Raw genomic sequence first — 22,708 nt, 5'->3', positions numbered from 1 at the left:
TTTCAGAAGGAATCATAAATGTGTATTTTGTATTCGTTAGTAGCTTTTTTTAATTTAAGGAGATCATAATGAACTATCCAATTCTTACTGCTGTGCTGATTGCCGTGATGTTGACTGCCTGTAAAGGCGAGGGCAAGCCAGGTCAATATCCGCCAAGCCTGTATCAAGAACGAGAAGGTGCACTGTCTGATGCCGAACTCGAAAAAAATAAAAAACAAGCTGCAGAGGCAGCAGAGAAAGCTATTCCCGCCGATGATCCTGCTGTACCACATGCTAAATCAGATGAGGAATTGGTAGAAGATAATGTTGAAAAAACTGATTCCACCGAAGATTCCAAAACTTCGAAAGAAAAATCAGAATAAGAACACAATTTAGAAAAAGCTAAAAAACCCACTTTCCGAAGATGCAGCACGTCCGTGGTGGCTATCAAGGAGATTCTGATTAAGTGCTTAGACAGAAAGAAATAAATCAGAATTTCCTTAAGGAGGAGGTCATACAAGGAAAGCTTTAAAGCTGTATAGATCACTACGATTCTGGTAGCAATGCTAGAGTCGTTTTTTTCGAAAAATAGAAGGACTTGAAATTACTATTGCTCCGGAACGAATTATTCAAGATGCCGCGCATTCTCTATAAACATAGAGGATAAGCATCTGCCCGTACAAAGATTCATAGATAAATCGTGCCGAATTTGTAGTTGTGGGATGTATGTAATTGTTGTTGCATTGAGGTCGTTTGGAGAACAATCTGTACATTTCATCTGTTCATTATAGTTTTTGCTTATACACAAAAAATGCTAATTTATTTGTGTCTTTAGCTTGTTGCTGATACTTCTGAATCGATTCCCTATCAAATATTAAGGAATAAGAAAATAGAGACAATTAGTTATCATTTTTCCCTGCGGCTTCTTGTTCATTTTTTTCGAGTTCGGCTTTAGCTAAGTAGGGTGCATAACCGTAGGACACATTGCATCATTAAAAACACTTTCGCAGCGCCGATTAAGTATGGTTATTCCTGATTCATATGCGGGAAAATAACTAAATAATAATCGGTTCCTTGCAAATTAACCCAGAATTACACTGAAATAAAAAATTTGCATCTTTTTGCAAAGGTTTCAGCATGAATCCCCTGCCTCAAGTATGTAGACTGATTATTATCCTACAGAACATGCCTTAATAGACTGTTTGCATAGCTACTATTCGAGAGCTCAAACTGCGCTTTCACTTCAGCTCTTTTGCACAAAAAAATTGACAAGTACTTTTTTATTTTTTAACGCTGAATAGTTACATTAGAGAAACGATTTTGAACTATAGCCGTGATGATGCGATTGCTAAGAGAAGATTGGAATTGGGGTTAAGGGAATTGTCCCTGCAGATAATCCTAAATAAAAAACGGCTCCTCATAACAAATAGGAGCCGTTTGATAGTAAATTAACCAATTATTACTTGCCAGCAGGAGCGCCCAATCTTTCGCCTTTTTCATTTTCATACAAGCTTGGTGGTTTTGAGCCTGGCTTGGGCTCACCACATCCGGTGAGTGCAGCTGTAAAAGTAAACGCGATGAGGGTAATAACGAAGAGTGAGTATTTCATAATAATCTCCTTTGTAATTATATCAAATGATGTTAATAGATATTTCAGCGTTACGTTGAAACTCAATCAGCTACAAGTCACATACCTAGTCTACAATCTTTATCTGGAATTAAACTGCTGTTCCAAAGACAGAAAATATGCTTTTAGAAGACTACCTATTCGTACAAACTTAATCTTCTAAAAGGATAGGACATGATCTCTAAAGTAATTAAGTAATGTAACTAAGAATAAGTGATAACACTTATTCTGATTCAAGGATAACATTAAAAATGTTAATAATGTGTGAAATTTAAACGCAACAGACAGGCGCGCAGTGATTGAATGGGTGCAATGATTGAGCATCAAAAATTTGATGCCAGGGCCGTATACATCGATAAAAGAGGAAGTGTGTGGCTGGGTTCTTGTTCTTATTGATGATTTTTCAAGAATGTTCTGTCTAGAAGGTTTTGCTAAGCAGTCATTTTTTTGCCATGACCCCTTGTCAGATAGCTTTCCGATTGCATTTCCATCAAGCGGGAAATTGTACGTTCAAATTCAAAACCGACATCGCCTCCGGTATACAGTGATTGGGGCGGTACGGCGGCCGAACAAAGGAATTTGACACCATGTTCGTAGAGCGCATCGATAAAATTCACAAAGCGCTTGGTCTCATCGCTGTTCTCTCTATTGAATTGCGGGATCGCGACCATAATGACGGTATGATAGGTTCTGGCGATAGCGAGATAGTCTGCTGCCCCTAATGGATTTGCACACAGGCGTTTAAACGAAAAAACCGCAACCCCGCGTGCTGATTTGGGCACAAACAGTGTACGTCCTTGCACATTCAATACTTCGCTGGGAACTTTCGCCCGGTCTTCAATTCGGCGGTCGGTCAAGCGGAAAAAAGTTGCTGCTAATTGGTCCGTGGTTTCTGCATTGATTGGGAAATAATAAGTTTCTGCGCCTTTCAAACGGCTGTAGCGATAATCTACCGTACCTTCGAGCGGAATGATTTCAAGTTTTTCCTTGAGTTGCGCAATGAAAGGCAGAAAGCGCTGGCGGTTCAGTCCATTTTTGTAAAGATCATCGGGCGGGCGGTTGGAAGTGGCGACCACAATCACGCCTCGGGCGAACAACTCCTTGAACAATCGGGTCAGAACCATGGCATCGGCAATGTCAGTGACTTGTAATTCGTCAAAGCATAACAATGTTGTTTCACCGGCTATTTGCCGTGCGATGGATGGCATCGGGTCATCGTCATTCGCACGGCTACCGTGCTGTGCGCGTTCCCGTACGGAAAGATCATGCCATTCCTTGAGTCGGGCATGAATATCTAGCATGAATTCATGAAAATGTACCCGTCGCTTTGATGGTATCGGAGCGACGGAATAAAACAAGTCCATCAACATAGACTTGCCGCGACCAACACCGCCATAGAGATAGATGCCTTTGGGGGCAGGTTTGTCATTACCCGGCCAACGCAAGATACCGGCAGGAAACCAGCTTTTGAAAGCGAAGCCATCGCGTTTATTTCCGATTTCCGGGTAATCGATGAGCGCGCAGTGTAATCTCTCTAGTGTAGAGACTGCCTTGACTTGATCGTCATCCGGTTTTAATTCACCGGCCTGCATCAGTGCTTGGTATTCTGCTTCCGGGCCTGTTTTTTCTAAATTCTGTTGCATGGTTGATTACTTGGCAGAAGTTGCAAATTTTGCTTGTCCGGCAAGCCAGACCAGTATCAAAACGGGGAAACCCAATAGTGCCGTGGCGATAAAGAAATTTTCATAACCATACGCATCAACAAACTGACCGCTGAAACCGGCGATGAATTTAGGCAACAACAACATCACCGAGCTGAATAAGGCATATTGAGTGGCCGAGTAGGCGGAATTAGTTAAACCCGATAAGTAAGCAATGAAAGCACAGGAGGCAATGCCGGCAGACAGATTATCTGCTGAAATGGTAAAAATCAATCCGCTCACATCATGACCGCGTCCTGCCAGCCAGACAAACAACAAGTTGGTTGCAGCGGACAGCACAGCACCCAGGAACAATGTGCGCATAATGCCAATTTTTAGGGTCAGCACACCGCCAATCGCCGCGCCGACGATAGTCATGATCACGCCATACACTTTTGAAATCGTGGCAACTTCGTCTTTGCTGTAGCCCATATCCACATAGAAGGGATTGCTCATCACGCCCATCACCACATCGGAAATGCGATAGATGGCAATCAACCCTAAGATCAGCAAGGCTTGTCGGCCATGACGCACAATAAAATCGCGGAAAGGGGCGATCAGTGCACCGTAAAGCCATATCAACATGACCCTGATACGCGGAGGGAGGTTCCAGTGTGCAATCGCTTGTTGCGCAATTGCTTCGTTTTCTGAAATGAGTTTGCTGTATGGAACGTCCGGTTCACGGATGATCAGCGTCGAGATAATGCCGACGGCCATGCTGGCAGCCATCACCAGATAAGCGAAGCGCCACGGCGCATGGTCGTAGACATCCGCAGAGAGATCCACCGCCGCAGCGATCCACAGCACACCGGCTGAGGCCAGGATCATGGCGACGCGATAACCGGCTTGGTAAGTCGCGGCCATAGCGCCTTGCAGCTCGGCGGCGACCGCTTCGATACGGTAGGCATCCAAAGCAATATCCTGCGTGGCGGAAGCAAAGGCCACCGCGAGCGCAAAAAACACCATTTGGGTCAGATTCACGACGGGATCAGTGCTGGCCATACCCACTAATGCAGCGGTAATGATAATTTGTGAGAGTAACAACCAGGCGCGGCGCCGGCCCAGCAGATGTGTCAACAGCGGCAACGACAGCCGGTCGACCAACGGCGACCAAAGCCATTTAAAACTGTAGGCCAGGCCAATCCAACTGAGATGTCCAATTGTGGTGCGGTCGATGCCCGCCTCGCGCAGCCAGAATGACAGCGTGCCGAGTATCAACAACAATGGCAGTCCGGCGGAAAACCCCAGCGACAGCATTCCCAACACGCGTGGATGCGTATAAACGCGCAATGCCTGCAACCAACCGGAAAATCCTGTGGATTTCATAAGATGTGATCGTAATCGATAATCAATGGCGCATGATCGGAGAAACGTTCCGTTTTAAAAATCGAAACACTACGCGCTTTTTGCGCAATCGCCGGTGTGGCGATCTGATAATCAATCCGCCACCCCACGTTTTTTGCCCAGGCTTGTCCGCGATTGGACCACCAGGTGTATTGGTCGGGTTCCGGATTAAGCTGCCGGAACACGTCGACAAAACCGATATCATCCACAACATTGGATAACCAGGCGCGTTCTTCAGGCAGGAAACCGGAATTTTTCTGATTGGAACGCCAATTTTTCAGATCAATTTCCTTATGCGCGATATTCCAATCGCCGCATAAAATAATCTCCCGGCCACTGGCGATCAGTGCTTTCAATACCGGAAAGAATTTTTCCATAAAAAAGAATTTCGCGGCCTGACGGTGTTCGCCGCTGGACCCGGATGGCAGGTAGAGCGAAATGATGCTCAAATTGCCAAAATCCGCCTGAATAAAGCGGCCTTCCGCATCAATTTCCGGGATTCCGACACCTTCAATGACGTTATCCGGTTGCTTGCGGCAATAGATACCGACACCGCTATAGCCTTTTTGCGCCGCACAATGAAAGTAACCGTGATAACTGTCGGGCGACAGCATATCGCCGGAAAGATCGGGCAATTGCGCTTTTAATTCCTGAACACACACAATATCCGCCGATTGTGCGGCCAGCCATTTAAAAAAGCCTTTTTTTGCGGCCGCGCGAACGCCGTTCAGGTTAAGCGTTATAATTTGCATATCTTTATTTTTGGGTTGATCAAGTTTATGTCCGATTTCCGGCAGGCATTTATTCAGTTCGCCATTGAGCGCAATGTGCTGTGCTTTGGTGAATTTAAAACCAAAGCAGGGCGCATGTCCCCGTATTTTTTTAATGCCGGCTTGTTTAACGATGGCGATTCACTGCGCAAGCTCGGGCAATTTTACGCCAAAGCGATTGTCGCTGCAGCGCTTCCGTTTGATATGCTGTTTGGTCCCGCTTATAAGGGGATTCCGCTGGTCAGTACCATCGCTATCGCGCTGGCGGAAATGGGCAAGAATTATCCGTTCTGCTTTAATCGTAAGGAAGCCAAGGATCATGGCGAGGGTGGGGTGCTGGTCGGCGCGCCGATGCAAGGCCGCGTGCTGATCGTCGACGATGTGATTTCCGCCGGTACCTCGGTGCGCGAATCGGTCGAACTGATCAAAGCCGCAGGTGCGGTACCCGGTGGTGTCGTGATCGCGCTCGATCGTATGGAGCGTGGCACAGGTGAGCGCTCAGCGGTGCAGGAAGTGCAGCAAATGCACGGCCTGACGGTCACGCCGATCATTGATCTGGATGATTTGGTCGCTTATTTGCATCACCATCCGGAGCTGTCGCAGTATTTACAAGCAGTGCAACGCTACCGGAGTCAGTATGGCGTAAACTACTGATGCTGCGGGCAACGTTTTGAGTGTATTTTTTCAGTATAAATTACAAAGAAAGAGCAGCGATGGTGGTAATTAGGTGGAGCATAAGTTATGGAAAAAAGCAGACCGCAGTTTCGAAAACCAAAAGCCGCGCAGACTTACGCGACACCCGAAGAATTGTTTGCCAAGCTTCCCAATCGAGCGAAATCTCATGGTTATCTTCGCGGCCCACAAGCCGATGCTTTGCGCGATTATACGAATCTGCAAGATAAGAGCAACATAGCATGTGAGTTACCAACAGGTACTGGTAAAACTATAGTAGGACTGCTCATTGCAGAATGGCGCAGACGCCAAACAAGTGAGCGTGTGGCTTATCTCACTCTTACTAACCAATTGGCGATGCAGGTGCTGCGTGAGGCAAAAAATCTCGGAATCGATTGCGCTAATCTGATTGGCTCTAAAGAGACTCGCGATCCTGGTGAAGTTGGTCGTTATACGACGGGAAATGCTATTGGCGTAACTACGTTTTCGAATTTTTTTAACGTCAATCCAGTTGTGCAAGCTTCGAATGTTTTAGTGTTCGATGATGCGCACGGTGGTGAACAGTATGTTGCTGCAATGTGGACAGTGAAGATTGATTCTCGGGAGAATAAGAAAATCTATGACGATGTTTTGACTGCTCTTCGTCCTTCATTATCTGACTCGCAATATCGTATTGTCACCGATGGGAGAGAATATTCTTCGGTCGAGTTAGCAGATGTACATTCGCGTGCAGATGTTCTTTCAAGCATAACGGCAGTGCTTGATAAAGCGAGCGAGCCAAGTATCCATTATCCATGGACCGTAATCCGCAATAATCTTCCGGCATGTTTGTTCTTCGTATCTTTCCGTGAGATAGAAATACGTCCAATTGTTTCACCGACGCATACTCATAATCCGTTCAGTGAAACAAAACAGCGCATATATATGTCGGCTACACTTGGCGGGGAAGGCGACCTGCTTCGTGGATATGGGATAACAAACATCGAGACAATTCGAGTAAAACATGCGCAATGGGGCAAGCGCTACATCTTTATGCCTAGCCTTTATTTCGAAGAAGAGAAATGCCCCCGTGTCGTTTCATCAATTTGGAACGGGGTAAGCCAACATCGTGCACTCATCCTTGCACCATCGTTTCCGATAGCGGAACGTACCTACAAAATGGTTTCCGCCGGTATGAGTCCAGAACCAAAACAACTTGATGCGCGGGATATAGAAAATAGTCTTGAATCATTCACTGGAATGGAAGGTGTGGTACTGTGCCTTGCAGGGCGGTACGATGGTGTTGATCTTCCCGGCGATGATTGTCGTCTGCTTGTTATAACCGAGAGTCCTGGCGCTGTTGGAGCATTGGAACGCAATCTTCGTGAGCGCTGGAAGCTGGGACCTTTGCTTCGCCGCCGCGAAAGAACGCGTTTGATTCAGGGTATGGGTCGTTGCACGCGCGATGCAACCGATTTTGCCGTTATAGTTCTACTTGGGCAATCATTAATTGATAGCATTACTTCGCCGGTATTCGCGAAAAAACTTCCTGGAGAGATTCAACGGGAACTTTCTTGGGGTATCGAACAGGGAGAAGTTGCCAGAGAGAGTCCTGAAGGTTTAACCGAAATGATCATCGGTTTGCTAACAGATGAAGAATATCGGAGAAATGCGAACGAAAACATTGCGGAGCTGAATATTCCAGATCAGGAACCTGATGAGTTTGGAGATGATGTAACCGGCAAAGCAGAAGTTCTCTATCTTCGTGCCATGTGGAGTAATGACTATTCAGGTGCTTATCAAGTGGCACGCCAAACGATTGACAATATAAATAAGCCAGAGCTTGCAGGCTATCGCGCTTGGTGGCTTTTTCTCGCATCTATTGCAGCGCACTTAGCCGATGAGAACACTGGTGAAATTGACTGCTTGCAAAGAGCAAAAGCAATAGGGATTAACTCAGGCTTTCTGGACAGGATACTTCGGCTTCGTAGTAAGGGCGTAAAAATACCAGAAAAATCAGATGAGCTGGATGTGCAAGTAGAATCAATCTGGAATCGGATAGAAAGTTGGGGGTGGCAAGGTCCAGCATTTGGCAGGAAAATCGATGAAATGCTTGCGGGCTTATCGGCGCCCAGAGAACACACAAGATTTCACATTGGTTTAGAGCACCTTGGTCAATGTCTTGGGGCGGAGGTAATAAGGTCTACAGCGGGAGGAGCTCCGGATATTGTGTGGATTTTTCATCGACGCTGTTACACATTTGAGGCAAAGGCAGGAAATCAGCTGTCAAAGAAATACGTGCTACAGGCTAAAGGCCACCCTGACTGGGTAAGAGCACAGCATCAAGAGTTAAGTGACATTCCAATACAACCGCTCATTGTTTCTACGGGGAATGAAATCGATGAAGTAGTGAGACCATTCGTCAATGGGCTCAATTTTATATCGACGTCCGATATCGCAGAATTTGGGCAGAATGTAGCAATCGGACTTCAAAAGTTGCGCACACAATTTACGGGCAAGGAGTATGGGGCTGTACATGAACAGCTGAAAACTGAAATTCGCTTAATGAAATTAGATGGCGAGTCAATCGATAAGCTACTGAGTACTCCTTTATGAAACAAAAAGTCGGTGCTAGAAACGAACGGGGCCAAGTCCAGAATAAAGAATTTCTATTCAGCAAAATGCGCACGCATTTGACCCTTTATTATTCAGTAGGTTACGATCAATTTTCTTGTTCTTTGGTATGGTATCTCTCCTCCCATTTAACCAGTAGCTTACGCACACTAGTGATTGAGTGGCAAGCCGTGTCGGCGCGAGTGAGTATATTCTCAGTCTGAACTCTCCCTATCAAATCGAATTACAGTGACAGTTTACTAAATACACTAATATGCCATATTGTCAGTATGGCTCGCTTACCTCGTATTGTAACTCCCATGACTGGTCGTGAACTTAAGGCGAGAAATGCAGCCCGAAAAAAAAGTAAAGGGTGGAGTTAAGTACATTTAATAAACTATCACCGTAATCATGTGACCGTAATCACAAGGAAACATTTTTTTCGAGCAACAAAGTGTTGTGACGAAATATGGATTTTTAGAGAGGCCTTTGAGTAAATATCAATTGAAAGGATCGGTATAACACCTTTCACTTCGAAGTTCAGAATGTTTGAAAACTGATATCGAGAGATTTTGGTTTTCAGTTATTACCATTCAAACGAGGCGATATGAAATGCGAAATATCAATATCTTATGGATAGCTTTGTGTAAAAATAATAAAAATGCGCAGCCTATTTTTTCTAGGAAAAACGAAATAGCTGTCCACAAAATTTACTCGGTCGATACGAATCAAATCACATGCACCATTACAGAAAACAAACCCAATCTGATTTGTTTCGATTACGATTTTCCTGACGTGTCTGGCTTACAATTGCTCAGGCAGATCCGGTTGGATCACCCGGGCATCCCCGTTATCATGTTGACTCTTCAGCACAATGAAAATTTAGCGGTTTGGGCATTTAGAACCGGTGTTAGAAACTACCTGATAAAGCCGCTTAAAGCAGAATCGGTCATCGAAGAAATTAACCAGCTTTCCATTCAATCCAGATCTCGGTCCACTAAGCCGCGAGTAAATCTTCTTAGACGTTGTCAGATCCCCAAAGAATTTCATTGTAGTCCTACAGTGCTGCTATCGAAACGCACAATTCAAGCTATTAACTATGTACAAGCGCATTTTCAGGAAAAAATCATCGAGAAAGAAGTGGCCTCCATCTGCGGGATGAGTGTTTTTACTTTCAGCAGAATTTTCCACAATGAACATCACATGACTTTTCGTGAATTTCTGATAAAACATCGCATCATGCAGGCCAAAGAATTCCTGCGTAATCCGGAAATAACGATCACCGATGTCGCGCAACTGAGTGGATTTGCAGATGCATCCAGCTTCGCACGTTTGTTTCGCCGTTATATTGGCATGGTACCGTCGTGCTATCAGAGGAAACATAATAACTGAATGAGTTACATCGATAGCTTCTGCAAAAAAAGCCTAGTAAAAAAGCAAAAAAATCATATTCACCCAATTCGAACAAGTATAGAGTGAAACTGCTTTAGCGATTAACCAATCCGAATCGGAAAGTGTTTCATTCTTTCAAAGAGATGAAGAATCTCATCAAAAATAATCTTTAGCTTTTTGTGGCGTAGTTTAGGAATGTATTTCTAAATAACAAGGAGATCTTATTATGGCTATTATTAATGGAACAGCGAGCAGTGATGACGGTAGCACGGGCACGGGTTTTCCCTTATTGGGGACTGTCGGCAATGATGACCTGAACGCTAATTGGTCTGCTGGCAATGACACGATGTATGGCGGTGCAGGCAATGACATTTATAGGATCAACTCAATCACCGATCAAATATTCGAAGCCTTTGCCAATGGTACGGATACTGTGATCACACGCAATGCTTCCACTACGTTGAAAACCAACTTCGAAAATCTGACGTTAGACAATACTGCCGGCTTTCTCACGGCACTTAACGGGACGGGTAACAGCGCAGCAAACGTTATCACGGGCAATAGCAACGCCAATATTCTCACAGGCTTAGGGGGTAACGATACCATTAGTGCTGGTGGTGGTAACGACACCATTATCGGTGGGTCCGGCAAAGACACGATGACCGATGGTGGCGGAAATGATACCTATGATTTCAACGCAACCAGTGAAAGTGCAGTTGGAGCAAATCGTGATATTTGTACTGATTTCACACATTTAGTCGACAAAATTGATTTGTCAACGATTGATGCGAATGTTGTCACGGCGGGAAATCAAGCGTTCACTTTCATCGGCAATGTTGCTTTCACTGGAACTGCGGGTGAGGTCAGATATTTCACTTCAGGAAGTGACATTATTATCCAGGTGGAATTGGATAATGATGGTAATTTGACGGCTGATATGGAAATCCAATTAACCGGAGCAGCCACAACCGGAATCAACGCTAGCGACTTTATCCTTTAGTTCTGGTTTTCTCTCGATTTTGGCATCCCGTTGTGGTTTACAACGGGATGTTTTATTCATATAGAATCGCGAATTTCTGACTGGGATTGGCATTTGTCTGGCTAAAATTCTATTGAATAGAGTATAGAGCCATCAGTTCGAGCTGGTAATTTTTAACTTGAATCTGTTGATTTCCTCACTAATTTTCTTTGCGCCAAGGCGTATGCTGACAAAGCGCATCGATTGTTGTGTTGTTTTAGCAACTTTGCAGTTGTATTAAGCCATAACTCACCCTAGTGATATGCACCCAGCGCTGTAAGGCTTTGTGTGTTTGCTGCCATGCTTCTTTCATGCTTCAAGTTTGTTTAAGTTGATTGAACATGGGCTCAATCGACCAACGCGGCTATAGCTTTCAATTACTTGTTCCGACGTCAGTGTGATGTCTGAGCTCAATATCAGGCTGGCTACTTCCCATTCTCCATTCCTTCTTTCAAATTCGTACCAAACAGCATGCACTAACTGACCATCGAGAAAGCGCGTTCTGACTAAGTTGGCTGCGCAATCGCACGCGTTGTACTTTGCCGTAATTCTTGAGCGTTGTGATGGTACGATGCAGTTGATCAATTTGTTTCGGCGTGTATTTCTCCCCATACTTCTTACTTCGCCTAATTTGCCGTGACGCCGCGGTAGTGGTAGATCGTAGAGGCGAGTGTCTACCCTTATCTGACCAATCACCGAAAAACCTAGTCGGGTGTTGGCGGAAATCACGCGGCGTCGCATATACCAGCTATCCATCAACACATAAACTTTCAATTTGCGATTCCCCGTGGTCTTGCCGCGGGGATAGGGGCAGGGCACGCGGAGCAAAATTATTATGATTTTTCGATGTTGCAACCCCTTTCTTACTTCTCTTCATGAAAACGAATAATATTGATGTAGATCAATGTTAAGTTTAACCATAATTGGCAGCATAGCTACATCTGCAGCATGTTAGCTTCAGGTTTACTAAATATAAGGGATAAAATAAAATTAATAGCATTAGTTACTATCATTATGGTATTGGCATTGACATTAACCGCTTGTAGCAAACCAACAGTTGATTCACCTGATACGGAATCATATGGAAAGACTATTAAACCAGACCATAACGTTCCTGAAGGGGATCGTAATTAGTCTGATCTAATTTTATGGAATCAGCCATTAAACAGGAAGAATTCTCAAAGTTTCGATAGCAGAATGCGGAGATTTCAATCAATCTTTTTAATGGCAGATTCTATATTGCTGAGATCATGTGTATTTGGTGTGTCGGAATAAGTGACAGTAAAGTTACATAGCTTTCGAAGTAAGGGTGTCTATAGTAAAGAATTTTTATTTTCGAAAAATATCTCCAATCGCCTTTTTTCGATCATTGATTTGCGTTGCGATCGCAGACAAAGGCTTTGTAATCGGCTATTTTTGCTGCTTTGGTATATTCAAGTCGTCTTTATCCTGCCGGAATTTCCCCGCCTGATACATCAGGCTCTCGCTGGGAATCGCAATGATAGGCTGGAAAGAAAAATGACCGATGGGGTTATCGAAGAGAGGCATCAAAATCGCCTCCTGGCATATGTCGCAGTCTTATCAGTACAGTAATTAGTTCTAATCAAATTGAAATGTATAAAATAGATCAATCGCACTGTCTTCGCCCGCTTGTGTCACAACAGTTATTTTTGGGGTCAAATTGTAAGTCAGTTTCGTGATTCCCATGGTGGTTGTCGCCAGGCTGCGCTCATAGCTCAAATAAACACGGGAAGAAATACGTTTTCCGACTACACCGATTTGCCCGCTCAGTGAACTGCCAACTCCCGCTTGCTTGAATGAAATTTCATCGACACCCAATGCCTTAGTAATTTTTTCGGTAATTCCGGCTCCGGATTGCCCGCCTAATATCGAACCCGCCGCTGCCAGTAATACCGATGTATCTAATCCGCCGGGATCGGGTTTTCTACCTAAAACGATCCAGGAAAGTTTTTCGGTATCGGGAACATTCGGAGTCGATACCAATGTCACCCTTGGGTGACGCACCGAACCCATGATCTCAATGCCGGCTTCAACCGCTAAACCCTCCCGCACGGCCAAAATATTTAACCCGGGATCATCCAGAGGGCCATGAAAGCTGACGATGCCACGTTGAACCGTAAGGTTCTGGCCATACGCTTTAAAAGTGGTATCTTGCGCTGCAATGGCGCCATTCACCTTGAGCGTATTATTTTTATCATTTTGAACTTGTAATTGACCCGCTAAGCGGCCTTCCAATCCGGCTGCACGGAGATAGAATTTTTCTCCTAAATTGAGCGCTATATCCAACAGTAGCGACAGATTTTGCGGGGCAGTATTGGGGCTGTTGACAAACACAATGTCATCCGATAATTCAGGGCGATCTTGCGGCGGTTGCAACAATAAGCCGGCATCTGCCGCTAGGCTGCCTGTCACGCTCAAACTGTTTTTGTGAAACCTAGCCTGACCTGAACCGGATGCAACGATCCAATAATCTGTTTTGTGCGTGAAAGGGAGTTGATTCAATTTGAAATCCAATTGGCTTTCATTGCCAATAAGTCCGATGTCTCCGGTAACTGTTAAAGAACCCGATGCGCTATCCAGCTTGACATCTTTTAACAACCGGTCATCCGGTGGTGCTTCGTGCGGGGTGATAAAGTGCAGTCGATCTATTTTTAAGTTCGATTGGCGGAAATTGGCAACCAAACTGCCTTGCTGCAAATTTATGCCATGCTCCAGCAGAACCACACTCAATTGCGTGCCGGAAACGCGGCCATTAAAGTCCGGTTGCTTGAGCGTTCCTTGAATAGTTGCCTGAACCTGAAGCTGTCCATTGGTACTCACACGGTTACCTAAAAGGGAATCAATCCATTTTAAGTCCTTGATGCGGGCAATGACTTCACCGTTCAGCGGTGCTTCATCGGGAATAGTCCAGCTATTGTTCGATTGCTTTGCCGGTACGGTCAAATGCGCTTTGGCAGTGCCGATAGATTGGCTGGCTAATTCAAACTGGCCGGTTATTTTCCCATTTTGTGCAACGATTTTGAGCTGAGCCACCTCCAAGCCCAAAGGCTGTGATATTTCGTTGGGTAAATACCAATCCCCTTTTTCACATTGCATGTGCAGACTGCCGGTTAATTGCGAATTGGAAACAAAATCCCAATGACCACCTAACTGTAACGACAATTGTTTTGAGTTTTGGTATTCGCCCGGCAGTAAGGCGATGCCTGAAAAATGACCTTGAGTTTTCCATTCCCCGGGTGTCCAGTGCAGTTGATCGATGTTTAAGAATCCATCGGAAACGGATAATTTTGTTTGGCCGAGTGATACGAATTCCGAATTGATTGCCAAAGTTGTTGGCGCTGTTAAGCGAACGGGTATTTTTCCAGTGGAGGTGAATTCTGCTAGTTGCCCGTTCCAGCGCAGGGATTGAGCGGGTGATCTTTTATCTAGGCCGCCAACAGCTTTTAATTGGATTTTGGAAATATCATTTATCTGTGCTTTAGCCAATAACGTGTGGTCAGAAATTTTTCCGCCGGCGTTTATTTCCACGTGTTGCAGGGTTGCTTTATCGCTGACAACATAGTTTCCAATAGCTGCTTTCAGTGAAATGGTTTTATTGTTTAAATGCCCATCAGCAACCAGTCCTGAGAGGTGTTGATTTCCCGGTAACTGGAGATGCCGGCTTTTTATCTTGAAATCAAAATCGGGTGACTTTAGGTTTCCATTCCACTGAATGTGCGTCTGTAAATCGCCCGCAAAACCAAATCCGATTTGTTCTAAAGCGGGCGCATTCACAGCAAATTGATAAGTATCTCCGGATTCAGCGGTGCCGCCTTGCGCCAGAAAATGATTGGATCCGATATTTAATTCTGCCTTACCCTTAAACTGATTAGACCCGTTGAATGCAATCTGACCGGCTCCTGTTACCGGGAATTTCTCCAAGCGGCTTTTTTGAATCGTGTATTTCAACATTCCGGAAATTTGCGGAGACAGTTGACCGGATAGCTGGATCGCCGCATTCAGATTGGAATTCGGTGCCTGGATAAAATCAGCAATATTAAAGTTTTCTAAATTCCCTGACAGTTCAAATGATTGTTCATTGCCGAGATCGAATTTCCCTTGCCCGGCTAATTGTGATTTGCTACGCTGCAGTTGAAATTGCTCGAGCGTAACATGCTCGTCATTTCGTGTGATGGCTGCGTTGAAACTGATTGAACTATCCTTAAGATTGACGCGCGCCGATTGTTTCTGCGCACTACCTTCCAAGCTAATTTTCCCCGAAACTTGGGCTGCGCGGATGCGACTATCAATATGCTGCGGATTTACTTTGCTGACAAGCAGATTGGCTGCCCCGGATGCTTCTTCTAACTGCCAGATAAGATCCCCGCTTACAATTTCGCCGGGCTTAATTTGCGCATGGATATCCTGCAACTGCAGGATTTCTGCAGTGATGCGAGCCTGCGCGCTGAATGCGGAAAAGGGTAGGCCGCCGTCATTCAATGTGGCCGCTGCATGATTCTCAAGCAGAATCTTGCCTTCCAGTTGCCCGGATTCATTCCAGGTCAAATTGGCAATGACGGAAAGGCTGGCATGGGGTGAGTCCGAAACAAAACTAGCCGGGTTAAGCTTTTCTAGAACCGCATGAAGCTGCGTTACTGGATTGGCTGCAAATGGTTGCAGTTGTAGAGTCAAATCTCTTTTTGTGACCGATTGCATGGCATGAATCTGAATATTCATCTGCTCCAGATTCCCGGAGATGACAGCTTGCGAATCGCCCCATTGATGGGCATCAGACAGATCGATTTGCGCATACAGATCAAAAGGAGAATTTCCGTTGAGTTCTGCCAGAGCACTGACCCCCCCCCAAGGTGTACGAAAATCCAGATTGTTAAGTTGGTGGTAATGCCCATTGCTATCAACCGATAGCGTAAGGTCAGAAATAATCAAATCAGAATTCTCATGGATTGTTGAAAGTAAATGTATTGAATCTACTTTAATCGTATGAATTGACAGAGCGAACGGTAGAGATAGGTTTTCAGGTAAAGTGCGCTGTGGCGCTGCAGCGGGTGAAGGGAGTATGCGGATATCCATTGCTTCAACAGATAACTGATCGATTTTTATCTGCTTCTGAAGCAAATCAGTGGGATTCCAGGTTACGTGGGTATTATGCAGTGTTAACTGGAATTCTTCATGGGCAAAATGAATGCTTTTAATTTGAATGTTTCGCAGTGTTCCCTGAATTCCTTCAAATTGAATCCCCCCGGAACTCAATCGATTGATTGTCGAGAGCGTTCCTTGCAACCCGGATTGGCTGTTCAATAACCAATACCCGGCAATCAAGACGGATACCAGCAATACAACGAGCAAACCGATCAGCCGTGTAGAGCGCTGACTGATCCGCTTGGGATTCTGATTGCTATTGGTTTGATTGGTCATCATGATCAGAGTTTAGAATGCAACCGCCATGGAGAAATGGAAGCGTAGCGTGCCGGTTTCATGCGCCCGGGCCAGATCAAGCGCGATAGGTCCAGCAGGACTGCGCCAGCGGATGCCCCCGCCATAGCCTATAAACGGATGCATTTTTTGCCAGCTGTCTGCAGCGCTACCGATGTCTGCAAAAGCAGCGGCCCCCCATTGGTGAGTTATCCAGCGCGTGTATTCGATGGTGCCCGTTGCCATGGTACGACCGCCAACAATTGCATTGCCTTCCTGCACTCCGATGCTTTTAAAGTCATAGCCGCGAACCGATTGAATACCACCCGCACGAAAGAGATATTCCTGAGGAATTCCAAAACGTGATGAAGCCAGTGTGTAACCAATTTCTGCCCGCAGAAAAATGACATCCTGAGAGCCAACTGGCCACCAGATTTGATGGCGCGCATAGGTGCGTACAAAATCCTGAGTTGATAGGAGTTGCTGACTGCCTCCTCCGATGCGAATCTCGGTCACATTACCACGCCGGATATTAAGCGGATCGTCGACAATCTGACGTCGCCAGCGCCAATCCAGTGTTAATGCTTCATTAATCTGATTGATTGCACCTGCAGGCTGTTTATTTTCTCGTTGCCAATTCAATCCAAACTGCATTTGAATTTCTGGTGTTTGATAATTGCGCGTCATACCAATTTTTTGTTCATTCGTCTTCAAATTCTGAATATCAGTCATTTGCAGACTGGTGATCAATGAATAATTGATATTATTTTGATCAGGGAGTGTATCAATGCCAGCAAAAAAGGTTTGGCGTTTTTGCTCCAGACGTAGCATGCTCGTCAAATTCCAGGCGCGATCCAGGAAATTATGATTACGATAATTGATTTCACCCCGTGCCCCGTTGTTCGAGCTGTACCCGCCACCGAATGCGAAACGCTGCGATTGCGCTTCAGTCAAAACGACTTGAACAGGAATGGATTTATGTTGGGACGTATCGGGGGAAATATTGACGGAGATCGTGTTAAATTGTGGCGCTTTTTGGAGCGCAATCTGAAAAAGATTCAGTAAATCGCGTCGATACGCGTCGCCAATTTTAAATGGCGCTAGATTAGTGATCAAAGTCTGGTCATAGCGTTCTAGCCCGGTTATTTGTATCGCGCCCAAATAAAAAACGGGCCCGGAATCAATGGTTACGGAAAGATCGGCGCGGGCATGATCAGGATCAATCGTTGCCTGGCTGGTAACAATATTTGCGGCCGCAAAATCTTCTTGTGTTAGCTCAGATAATAAAGTCGCTTTTGCCTGTTCCCACTCGGAAGAACGGAAGGGTGAACCCGCTTGCAAAGGCCATGCGGCACGAAGTTGTTCAATGCGTTTCTGATATTTGGCGTCTTCTTGTATGATTTCACCACGAAACACGATGGAAACTTCACCAATGCGCGTTACTACGCCGGGATCGACTCGAATTTCTGGTTTTGTAACTTCGCCTTGAGTCTGGTGCGATGATGAAATTACGGGTGAGAAGTAACCTTCTGTTGCCAGTAAGCTGCGAATTTCTTTTTGCGCGCGATACAGGAAAGTTTTTTCAGCAGTACTGTCAGCAAAGGGCTCTGCTGGGAGTTTAAAGTACGTTACAAGAAATTCTTTAATAGTGTCCGGCGCCGACAATATCACGGTTGTTGAGTTTTTTGTGATATCGAATGATTCTTGCGCCAGAGTTATACCGGGTATGATTGCGATGAGCAGCAGGATCGTTGACCAGAATCGAATATAACAGTAATCAATTTTTGAGAGAGCGCTTGACATAGTGATTCGATCTAAAACCGGCTACGGCCTCAGTCTAAATAACATCCTTTTATACTTTTATAGTTAATCAGTGTACCTTTATCAAAATAAGTTTAACAAAAACTCACTGTTGGACTGTTTGAACCTTGCAATATCACCAATTACTTTGATTCCCACTCATGACGAACGAATCTTTAACACAGCACTGCAATACTTTAAATTTTTTTGATTGTACGCAATGCACACGCTTGTCGGATTTCTTGCAATCCGTAAAAACCAAGCACCCGGATTATCATGCACGACCCGTCAGCGCTTTTGGGGATAGGTGTCCGAAACTGTTGATTATTGGTCTAGCACCCGGTATGCATGGCGCCAATCGGACAGGCCGGCCATTTACCGGTGATTTTGCGGGGATTTTACTGTACCAGACATTGCATAAATTTGGTTTCGCCACTCGACCCGAATCCGTTTCTGCGGATGATGGGCTGCAACTGCTTGGATGCCGCATCACCAATGCGGTTAAGTGTCTGCCACCGGAGAATAAGCCTGTTCCTCAGGAAATTAAGCAATGTAACCAATATCTGACAGCAGAAATCAACGAATTTGTTCAAAAAGACGGCATGGCATTACTTGCACTCGGGACAGTCGCGCATCAAGCGGCGTTAATGAGCGCGCGGCTCAAATTAAAAGATTATCCGTTTGGTCATGGCGCTGTGCATCATTTGCCGCTTGAGAATGACGTGAAACTCTATGACAGCTATCATTGCAGCCGCTACAATACCCAAACCAAACGTCTCACAGCGGCAATGTTTGAACAAGTATTTGAAAAAATTGTTGCCGATATGAAGCGATAAGAATATCACTAAAAACCAAAGGAGAAACTTTATATGCCCTATGTCAATATCCGCGTTGCCGGAACATTAACACGTGAACAGAAAAAGCAAATTGCTGCCGAGCTGACCGATACCCTGGAACGCATCGCCAAGAAGCCGAAATCCTATACGTATATCAGTTTTGATGAGATTCCTGATGAAAATTGGGCAATTGCAGGAAAATTACTCGGTAGTCAGGATTAAGCAGTTTGTCGAACACCGATTTTGATGCAAAGGATTTTTGTGTAAATTTACCGCATCAGCCGGGTGTTTATCGCATGATAAATGCCAAAGGCGAAGTGATCTATGTCGGAAAGGCGATTAGTCTTAAGAAACGCGTCTCTTCCTACTTTCAGAAGACTAATCTGGGGCCCAGAACCCAGCTCATGGTTTCGCAAGTGACCGGTATTGAAACAACGGTCACTCGCTCCGAAGCCGAAGCGCTGTTACTTGAAAATAATTTAATCAAGAGCCTGAAGCCGCGCTATAACATCATATTCCGGGATGATAAATCCTATCCCTATGTGATTCTGAGCGGTCACAATTTTCCCCGGTTAGGATTTTATCGCGGTGCGCTGGATAAAACACATCAGTATTTTGGACCGTATCCGAATGCCGGTATAGTCCGGGAAAGCATACAGTTGTTACAAAAGATATTCCGCCTTCGGACCTGCGAGGACAGTGTTTTTAGTAATCGGACAAGGCCTTGTTTACTGTTTCAGATCAAGCGATGCAGTGGCCCGTGTATCGGTCAGCTTTCTCAGCAGGCGTATCAAAATGACGTCAAGAACGCCGAGTTGTTTTTACAAGGCAAGCAAACTGAAGTGATGGAAGTCATTTCAGTGAAGATGCAGCAGGCTGCAGATCGCATGGAGTATGAGCAGGCAGCTGCATTGCGGGATCAGATTCAAGCTTTACGCAGAATCCGGGAAAAACAGTTTGTCGACAGCGGGAAAGCACTGGATGCGGATGTCGTCGCCTGCGTACTGATGAACGATGGTTCAGGAAAAGTATGCGTCAACTTAGCGATGATCAGGGGAGGGCGGCACTTGGGGGACAAGAGTTTTTTCCCACAAAATGCGGATGATTGCACCGCAGCAGCCGTTGTTGAAGCATTCCTGGCGCAGCATTATTTGAATAGAAGCGTACCACCTCTGATTATTCTGAGCGAAAAAATTGAGCGCGAAGCAATACAGGATCTGCTAACTGAGCAATGCGGGCATAAAATTACGATTAACTTGAATCCGACCGGCGAGAAGCGCGTATGGCTCGACATGGCGACCGAGAACGCGCATCTTGCACTGAAACAGATGATGAGCCGGCACGCCAGCCAGGAGAAGCGTTTGTTGGCACTACAGCAGGAATTGCAAATGCCCGGCTTGAACCGGATTGAATGTTTCGATATCAGTCATACTCTGGGGGAAGCTACCGTTGCATCTTGTGTTGTGTATGATAATTTTTCTATGCGCAATAATGAGTATCGCCGTTATAACATCGATGGGATTACCCCAGGCGATGATTATGCCGCCATGCGTGAAGCGCTTTCCAAGCGCTATCAGAAGGTTGCTAGCGGAGAGGGACAATTGCCTGATCTGATTCTAATCGATGGCGGGAAAGGGCAAGTCACAGCAGCACAGGAGGCCTTGCAAGAACTCGGTATTTCTGACGCCAATTTATTGGGTGTGGCCAAAGGCGAAGAACGAAAACCCGGTTTAGAGCAATTGATTTCTCCCGCACTGGAAAAGCCGTTACAATTACCCAGTGAGCATGCGGCGTTACATCTGATTCAGCAGATTCGTGACGAAGCGCACCGGTTTGCGATTCAGGGTCATCGTGGCAGACGTGGTAAAGCCAGAACCAGCTCTAGTCTGGAAAATATTAGCGGCGTTGGGGCTAAACGCAGGCAACGCTTGTTAGGCCGGTTTGGCGGATTGAAAGGAGTGTTAACCGCGAGTATTGAAGAGTTGCAACAAACAGAGGGAATTAGCCGGAAGCTGGCAGAGAAAATATATAAAGAAATACATTAATGATTAATTTCTGTTACCAGTCCAGATCGCTACCCATTTAATCAATCAGTATCAGCTAACGATCATGCCTTACAATCTACCTAATCTACTCACATGGCTACGGATACTCGCCATTCCATTATTTGTCGGTATTTTTTATTTACCGCATTCCTGGTTATCGCCAGACAATCAGAATCTGGTGGCTACGCTGATTTTTACCGGTGCAGCCATTACGGACTGGCTTGACGGTTATCTGGCGCGAGTTTTGAATCAAGCCTCCGAGTTTGGCGCTTTTCTTGATCCGGTTGCTGATAAATTGATGGTGTCAGCCGCGTTGATTGTATTGGTTTATCTTGGGCGGCTGGATGCGCCGATTGCCTTAATCATCATCGGGCGTGAGATTACCGTTTCAGCGTTACGCGAGTGGATGGCACAAATCGGTCAGTCAAGAAGTGTTGCGGTATCTTTCCTCGGTAAAATCAAGACGACTTCACAAATGGTCGCTATCCCCTTGCTACTTTATCATGAGCGCATTGGTGAGAGCTTTGATTCACAAGAAATAGGCACATGGCTTATTTATATTGCCGCCGTTTTAACCCTATGGTCTATGTTCTATTACTTAAAGGCTGCTATGCCACAGGTGCTCAAGGATGACAGCAAGATTCTTTAATTACCATTCATTTGCCGCAAGTGATAGACGATGAAGATTTTGATTGATGCGGATGCTTGTCCCGGCGTAATCAAAGAAATTCTGTTTAGAGCGGCCGAGAGAACCAAGCGGCATTTGGTATTGATTGCAAATCATCCGGTATATATCCCGCCATCACAATTTATTCGAATGCATCAGGTGGAATCTGGGTTTGATGTGGCGGATAACGAAATTGTAAAAAGGCTGGTAAAAGGCGATCTGGTGATTACCAGTGATATCCCGCTGGCAGCCGAAGTCATCAAAAAAGAAGGCTCTGTACTGAGTCCTCGTGGTGAGCTTTATACCCAGGAAAATATAGGCGCACGATTAAGCATGCGGGATTTTATGGAAGGTTTACGTTCCAGTGGTGTTGATACTGGCGGGTTGTCTACTTTGAGTCAAAATGATCGAAAGTCATTTGCTAATCAATTGGATAAATTATTGGCGCAATAAGCTGTGAAGATCTTTAGCGAGTAACAATACCGCCCCGCCATTAGCAGCAGCGGCGGTGATATTGCCACGACTATTAGGTATTGGTAATCATTCCATATAGCTTGTCTTTAAATAACAAGCGTTTCTTTTTCAGTTCTTCCAAATATTCATCCGCAGTATTTTCGACGCCTTCTTCGATTCTGAGGATTTCTCGATTGACGGCATGATATTCCTCAAACAGGTGCGCGAAATGGCTGTTATTGATCTTTAGATCATGGATGCGGTCATAATATTCTGGAAATTCATGGTGTAAATCATGTTTCTCAATCATTGGTTGGCTCCTCATTATAGTTTTCGTTTAAGTAATCATAATGAGCTGATTACGACGAGCGAATACTGAT

At 45.2% G+C, this 22,708-nt stretch carries 19 protein-coding genes; 10 read left to right on the top strand and 9 right to left on the bottom strand.

The features are described from left to right. Positions 1-68 precede the first annotated feature (68 nt). Entirely contained in the window at positions 69-362 is a 294-nt protein-coding gene (locus tag K2P83_RS01045) for a hypothetical protein (protein WP_292926017.1), read from the top strand. Between the two features lie 1,076 nt (positions 363-1,438). Here the strand turns inward: K2P83_RS01045 and K2P83_RS01040 are convergent. The 4 genes from K2P83_RS01040 to K2P83_RS01025 all read right to left on the bottom strand — a co-directional run bounded on the left by K2P83_RS01040 (position 1,439) and on the right by K2P83_RS01025 (position 5,402). Continuing rightward, on the bottom strand, positions 1,439-1,588 hold the full coding sequence (locus K2P83_RS01040; protein ID WP_292926016.1) for a hypothetical protein: 150 nt from the start codon (positions 1,586-1,588) through the stop codon (positions 1,439-1,441). A gap of 449 nt (positions 1,589-2,037) precedes the next feature. Next, positions 2,038-3,249 (bottom strand): cell division protein ZapE, encoded by a 1,212-nt coding sequence (gene zapE / locus K2P83_RS01035; RefSeq protein ID WP_292926015.1) that lies wholly within the window; start codon positions 3,247-3,249, stop codon positions 2,038-2,040. Between the two features lie 6 nt (positions 3,250-3,255). After that, complete coding sequence (locus K2P83_RS01030) at positions 3,256-4,632, bottom strand: MFS transporter (RefSeq protein ID WP_292926014.1); 1,377 nt, start codon at positions 4,630-4,632, stop codon at positions 3,256-3,258. Next, positions 4,629-5,402, bottom strand: coding sequence for an exodeoxyribonuclease III (locus tag K2P83_RS01025; protein ID WP_292926013.1), 774 nt, complete (start codon positions 5,400-5,402; stop codon positions 4,629-4,631). Before K2P83_RS01025 ends, K2P83_RS01030 begins: the two co-directional genes overlap by 4 nt. Positions 5,403-5,429: 27 nt before the next feature. On the opposite strand from K2P83_RS01025, the gene pyrE reads away from it, so the two are divergent. From pyrE to K2P83_RS01005, 4 genes are all read left to right on the top strand, one after another. After that, a complete protein-coding gene (gene pyrE, locus K2P83_RS01020; RefSeq protein WP_292926035.1) occupies positions 5,430-6,074 on the top strand; it encodes an orotate phosphoribosyltransferase in 645 nt (214 codons plus the stop codon). Positions 6,075-6,161: 87 nt separating this feature from the next. Then, complete coding sequence (locus tag K2P83_RS01015; RefSeq protein WP_292926012.1) at positions 6,162-8,687, top strand: DEAD/DEAH box helicase; 2,526 nt, start codon at positions 6,162-6,164, stop codon at positions 8,685-8,687. A 609-nt stretch (positions 8,688-9,296) separates the two neighbouring features. Continuing rightward, positions 9,297-10,076 (top strand): response regulator transcription factor, encoded by a 780-nt coding sequence (locus K2P83_RS01010; RefSeq protein WP_292926011.1) that lies wholly within the window; start codon positions 9,297-9,299, stop codon positions 10,074-10,076. Between the two features lie 226 nt (positions 10,077-10,302). Next, positions 10,303-11,076 carry a M10 family metallopeptidase C-terminal domain-containing protein gene (locus tag K2P83_RS01005; RefSeq protein WP_292926010.1) on the top strand — a complete coding sequence of 258 codons (774 nt, stop codon included), beginning with the start codon at positions 10,303-10,305 and terminating at the stop codon, positions 11,074-11,076. A 327-nt stretch (positions 11,077-11,403) separates the two neighbouring features. On the opposite strand, the gene K2P83_RS01000 is transcribed toward K2P83_RS01005, so the two are convergent. From K2P83_RS01000 to K2P83_RS00985, 4 genes are all read right to left on the bottom strand, one after another. Continuing rightward, positions 11,404-11,913, bottom strand: a complete 510-nt coding sequence (locus K2P83_RS01000) for a hypothetical protein (protein ID WP_292926009.1) — start codon at positions 11,911-11,913, stop codon at positions 11,404-11,406. 591 nt (positions 11,914-12,504) lie between these two features. After that, entirely contained in the window at positions 12,505-12,642 is a 138-nt protein-coding gene (locus tag K2P83_RS00995; protein WP_292926008.1) for a hypothetical protein, read from the bottom strand. 51 nt (positions 12,643-12,693) lie between these two features. Then, positions 12,694-16,530 carry a translocation/assembly module TamB domain-containing protein gene (locus tag K2P83_RS00990; RefSeq protein WP_292926007.1) on the bottom strand — a complete coding sequence of 1,279 codons (3,837 nt, stop codon included), beginning with the start codon at positions 16,528-16,530 and terminating at the stop codon, positions 12,694-12,696. A 12-nt stretch (positions 16,531-16,542) separates the two neighbouring features. Next, on the bottom strand, positions 16,543-18,330 hold the full coding sequence (locus K2P83_RS00985; RefSeq protein ID WP_292926006.1) for an autotransporter assembly complex family protein: 1,788 nt from the start codon (positions 18,328-18,330) through the stop codon (positions 16,543-16,545). Between the two features lie 158 nt (positions 18,331-18,488). On the opposite strand from K2P83_RS00985, the gene K2P83_RS00980 reads away from it, so the two are divergent. From K2P83_RS00980 to K2P83_RS00960, 5 genes are all read left to right on the top strand, one after another. Further along, entirely contained in the window at positions 18,489-19,163 is a 675-nt protein-coding gene (locus tag K2P83_RS00980) for a uracil-DNA glycosylase (protein ID WP_292926005.1), read from the top strand. Positions 19,164-19,196: 33 nt separating this feature from the next. Then, on the top strand, positions 19,197-19,385 hold the full coding sequence (locus K2P83_RS00975) for a 4-oxalocrotonate tautomerase family protein (protein ID WP_013966196.1): 189 nt from the start codon (positions 19,197-19,199) through the stop codon (positions 19,383-19,385). Between the two features lie 5 nt (positions 19,386-19,390). Next, positions 19,391-21,208, top strand: coding sequence for an excinuclease ABC subunit UvrC (uvrC, locus tag K2P83_RS00970; RefSeq protein ID WP_292926004.1), 1,818 nt, complete (start codon positions 19,391-19,393; stop codon positions 21,206-21,208). A gap of 64 nt (positions 21,209-21,272) precedes the next feature. Next, on the top strand, positions 21,273-21,857 hold the full coding sequence (gene pgsA / locus K2P83_RS00965) for a CDP-diacylglycerol--glycerol-3-phosphate 3-phosphatidyltransferase (protein ID WP_292926003.1): 585 nt from the start codon (positions 21,273-21,275) through the stop codon (positions 21,855-21,857). 30 nt (positions 21,858-21,887) lie between these two features. Then, a complete protein-coding gene (locus tag K2P83_RS00960; protein ID WP_292926002.1) occupies positions 21,888-22,328 on the top strand; it encodes a YaiI/YqxD family protein in 441 nt (146 codons plus the stop codon). Positions 22,329-22,401: 73 nt separating this feature from the next. Here K2P83_RS00960 and K2P83_RS00955 read toward each other — a convergent pair whose 3' ends face one another. Next, positions 22,402-22,638: a DUF465 domain-containing protein gene (locus K2P83_RS00955; RefSeq protein ID WP_292926001.1), complete on the bottom strand. Its 237-nt coding sequence runs from the start codon at positions 22,636-22,638 to the stop codon at positions 22,402-22,404. Positions 22,639-22,708 lie beyond the last annotated feature (70 nt).

The sequence above is a fragment of the Nitrosomonas sp. genome (genome assembly GCF_019752415.1).
GTDB lineage: Bacteria > Pseudomonadota > Gammaproteobacteria > Burkholderiales > Nitrosomonadaceae > Nitrosomonas.
The sequence above is the reverse complement of the archived record's forward strand: the minus strand, read 5'-3'. Positions and strand labels throughout refer to the sequence as shown.

What these genes read in the sequence shown, in the direction of transcription:
- K2P83_RS01025 (WP_292926013.1), bottom strand. Translation starts at nt 5,402, where the DNA reads ATGCAAATTATAACGCTTAACCTGAACGGCGTTCGCGCGGCCGCAAAA.
- K2P83_RS00975 (WP_013966196.1), top strand. Translation starts at nt 19,197, where the DNA reads ATGCCCTATGTCAATATCCGCGTTGCCGGAACATTAACACGTGAACAG.
- K2P83_RS01015 (WP_292926012.1), top strand. Translation starts at nt 6,162, where the DNA reads ATGGAAAAAAGCAGACCGCAGTTTCGAAAACCAAAAGCCGCGCAGACT.
- K2P83_RS00960 (WP_292926002.1), top strand. Translation starts at nt 21,888, where the DNA reads ATGAAGATTTTGATTGATGCGGATGCTTGTCCCGGCGTAATCAAAGAA.
- K2P83_RS00990 (WP_292926007.1), bottom strand. Translation starts at nt 16,530, where the DNA reads ATGACCAATCAAACCAATAGCAATCAGAATCCCAAGCGGATCAGTCAG.
- K2P83_RS00985 (WP_292926006.1), bottom strand. Translation starts at nt 18,330, where the DNA reads ATGTCAAGCGCTCTCTCAAAAATTGATTACTGTTATATTCGATTCTGG.
- K2P83_RS01010 (WP_292926011.1), top strand. Translation starts at nt 9,297, where the DNA reads ATGCGAAATATCAATATCTTATGGATAGCTTTGTGTAAAAATAATAAA.
- K2P83_RS01005 (WP_292926010.1), top strand. Translation starts at nt 10,303, where the DNA reads ATGGCTATTATTAATGGAACAGCGAGCAGTGATGACGGTAGCACGGGC.
- pyrE (WP_292926035.1), top strand. Translation starts at nt 5,430, where the DNA reads ATGTCCGATTTCCGGCAGGCATTTATTCAGTTCGCCATTGAGCGCAAT.
- K2P83_RS00980 (WP_292926005.1), top strand. Translation starts at nt 18,489, where the DNA reads ATGACGAACGAATCTTTAACACAGCACTGCAATACTTTAAATTTTTTT.
- K2P83_RS01040 (WP_292926016.1), bottom strand. Translation starts at nt 1,588, where the DNA reads ATGAAATACTCACTCTTCGTTATTACCCTCATCGCGTTTACTTTTACA.
- K2P83_RS00955 (WP_292926001.1), bottom strand. Translation starts at nt 22,638, where the DNA reads ATGATTGAGAAACATGATTTACACCATGAATTTCCAGAATATTATGAC.
- zapE (WP_292926015.1), bottom strand. Translation starts at nt 3,249, where the DNA reads ATGCAACAGAATTTAGAAAAAACAGGCCCGGAAGCAGAATACCAAGCA.
- pgsA (WP_292926003.1), top strand. Translation starts at nt 21,273, where the DNA reads ATGCCTTACAATCTACCTAATCTACTCACATGGCTACGGATACTCGCC.
- K2P83_RS01030 (WP_292926014.1), bottom strand. Translation starts at nt 4,632, where the DNA reads ATGAAATCCACAGGATTTTCCGGTTGGTTGCAGGCATTGCGCGTTTAT.
- K2P83_RS01045 (WP_292926017.1), top strand. Translation starts at nt 69, where the DNA reads ATGAACTATCCAATTCTTACTGCTGTGCTGATTGCCGTGATGTTGACT.
- K2P83_RS00995 (WP_292926008.1), bottom strand. Translation starts at nt 12,642, where the DNA reads ATGCCTCTCTTCGATAACCCCATCGGTCATTTTTCTTTCCAGCCTATC.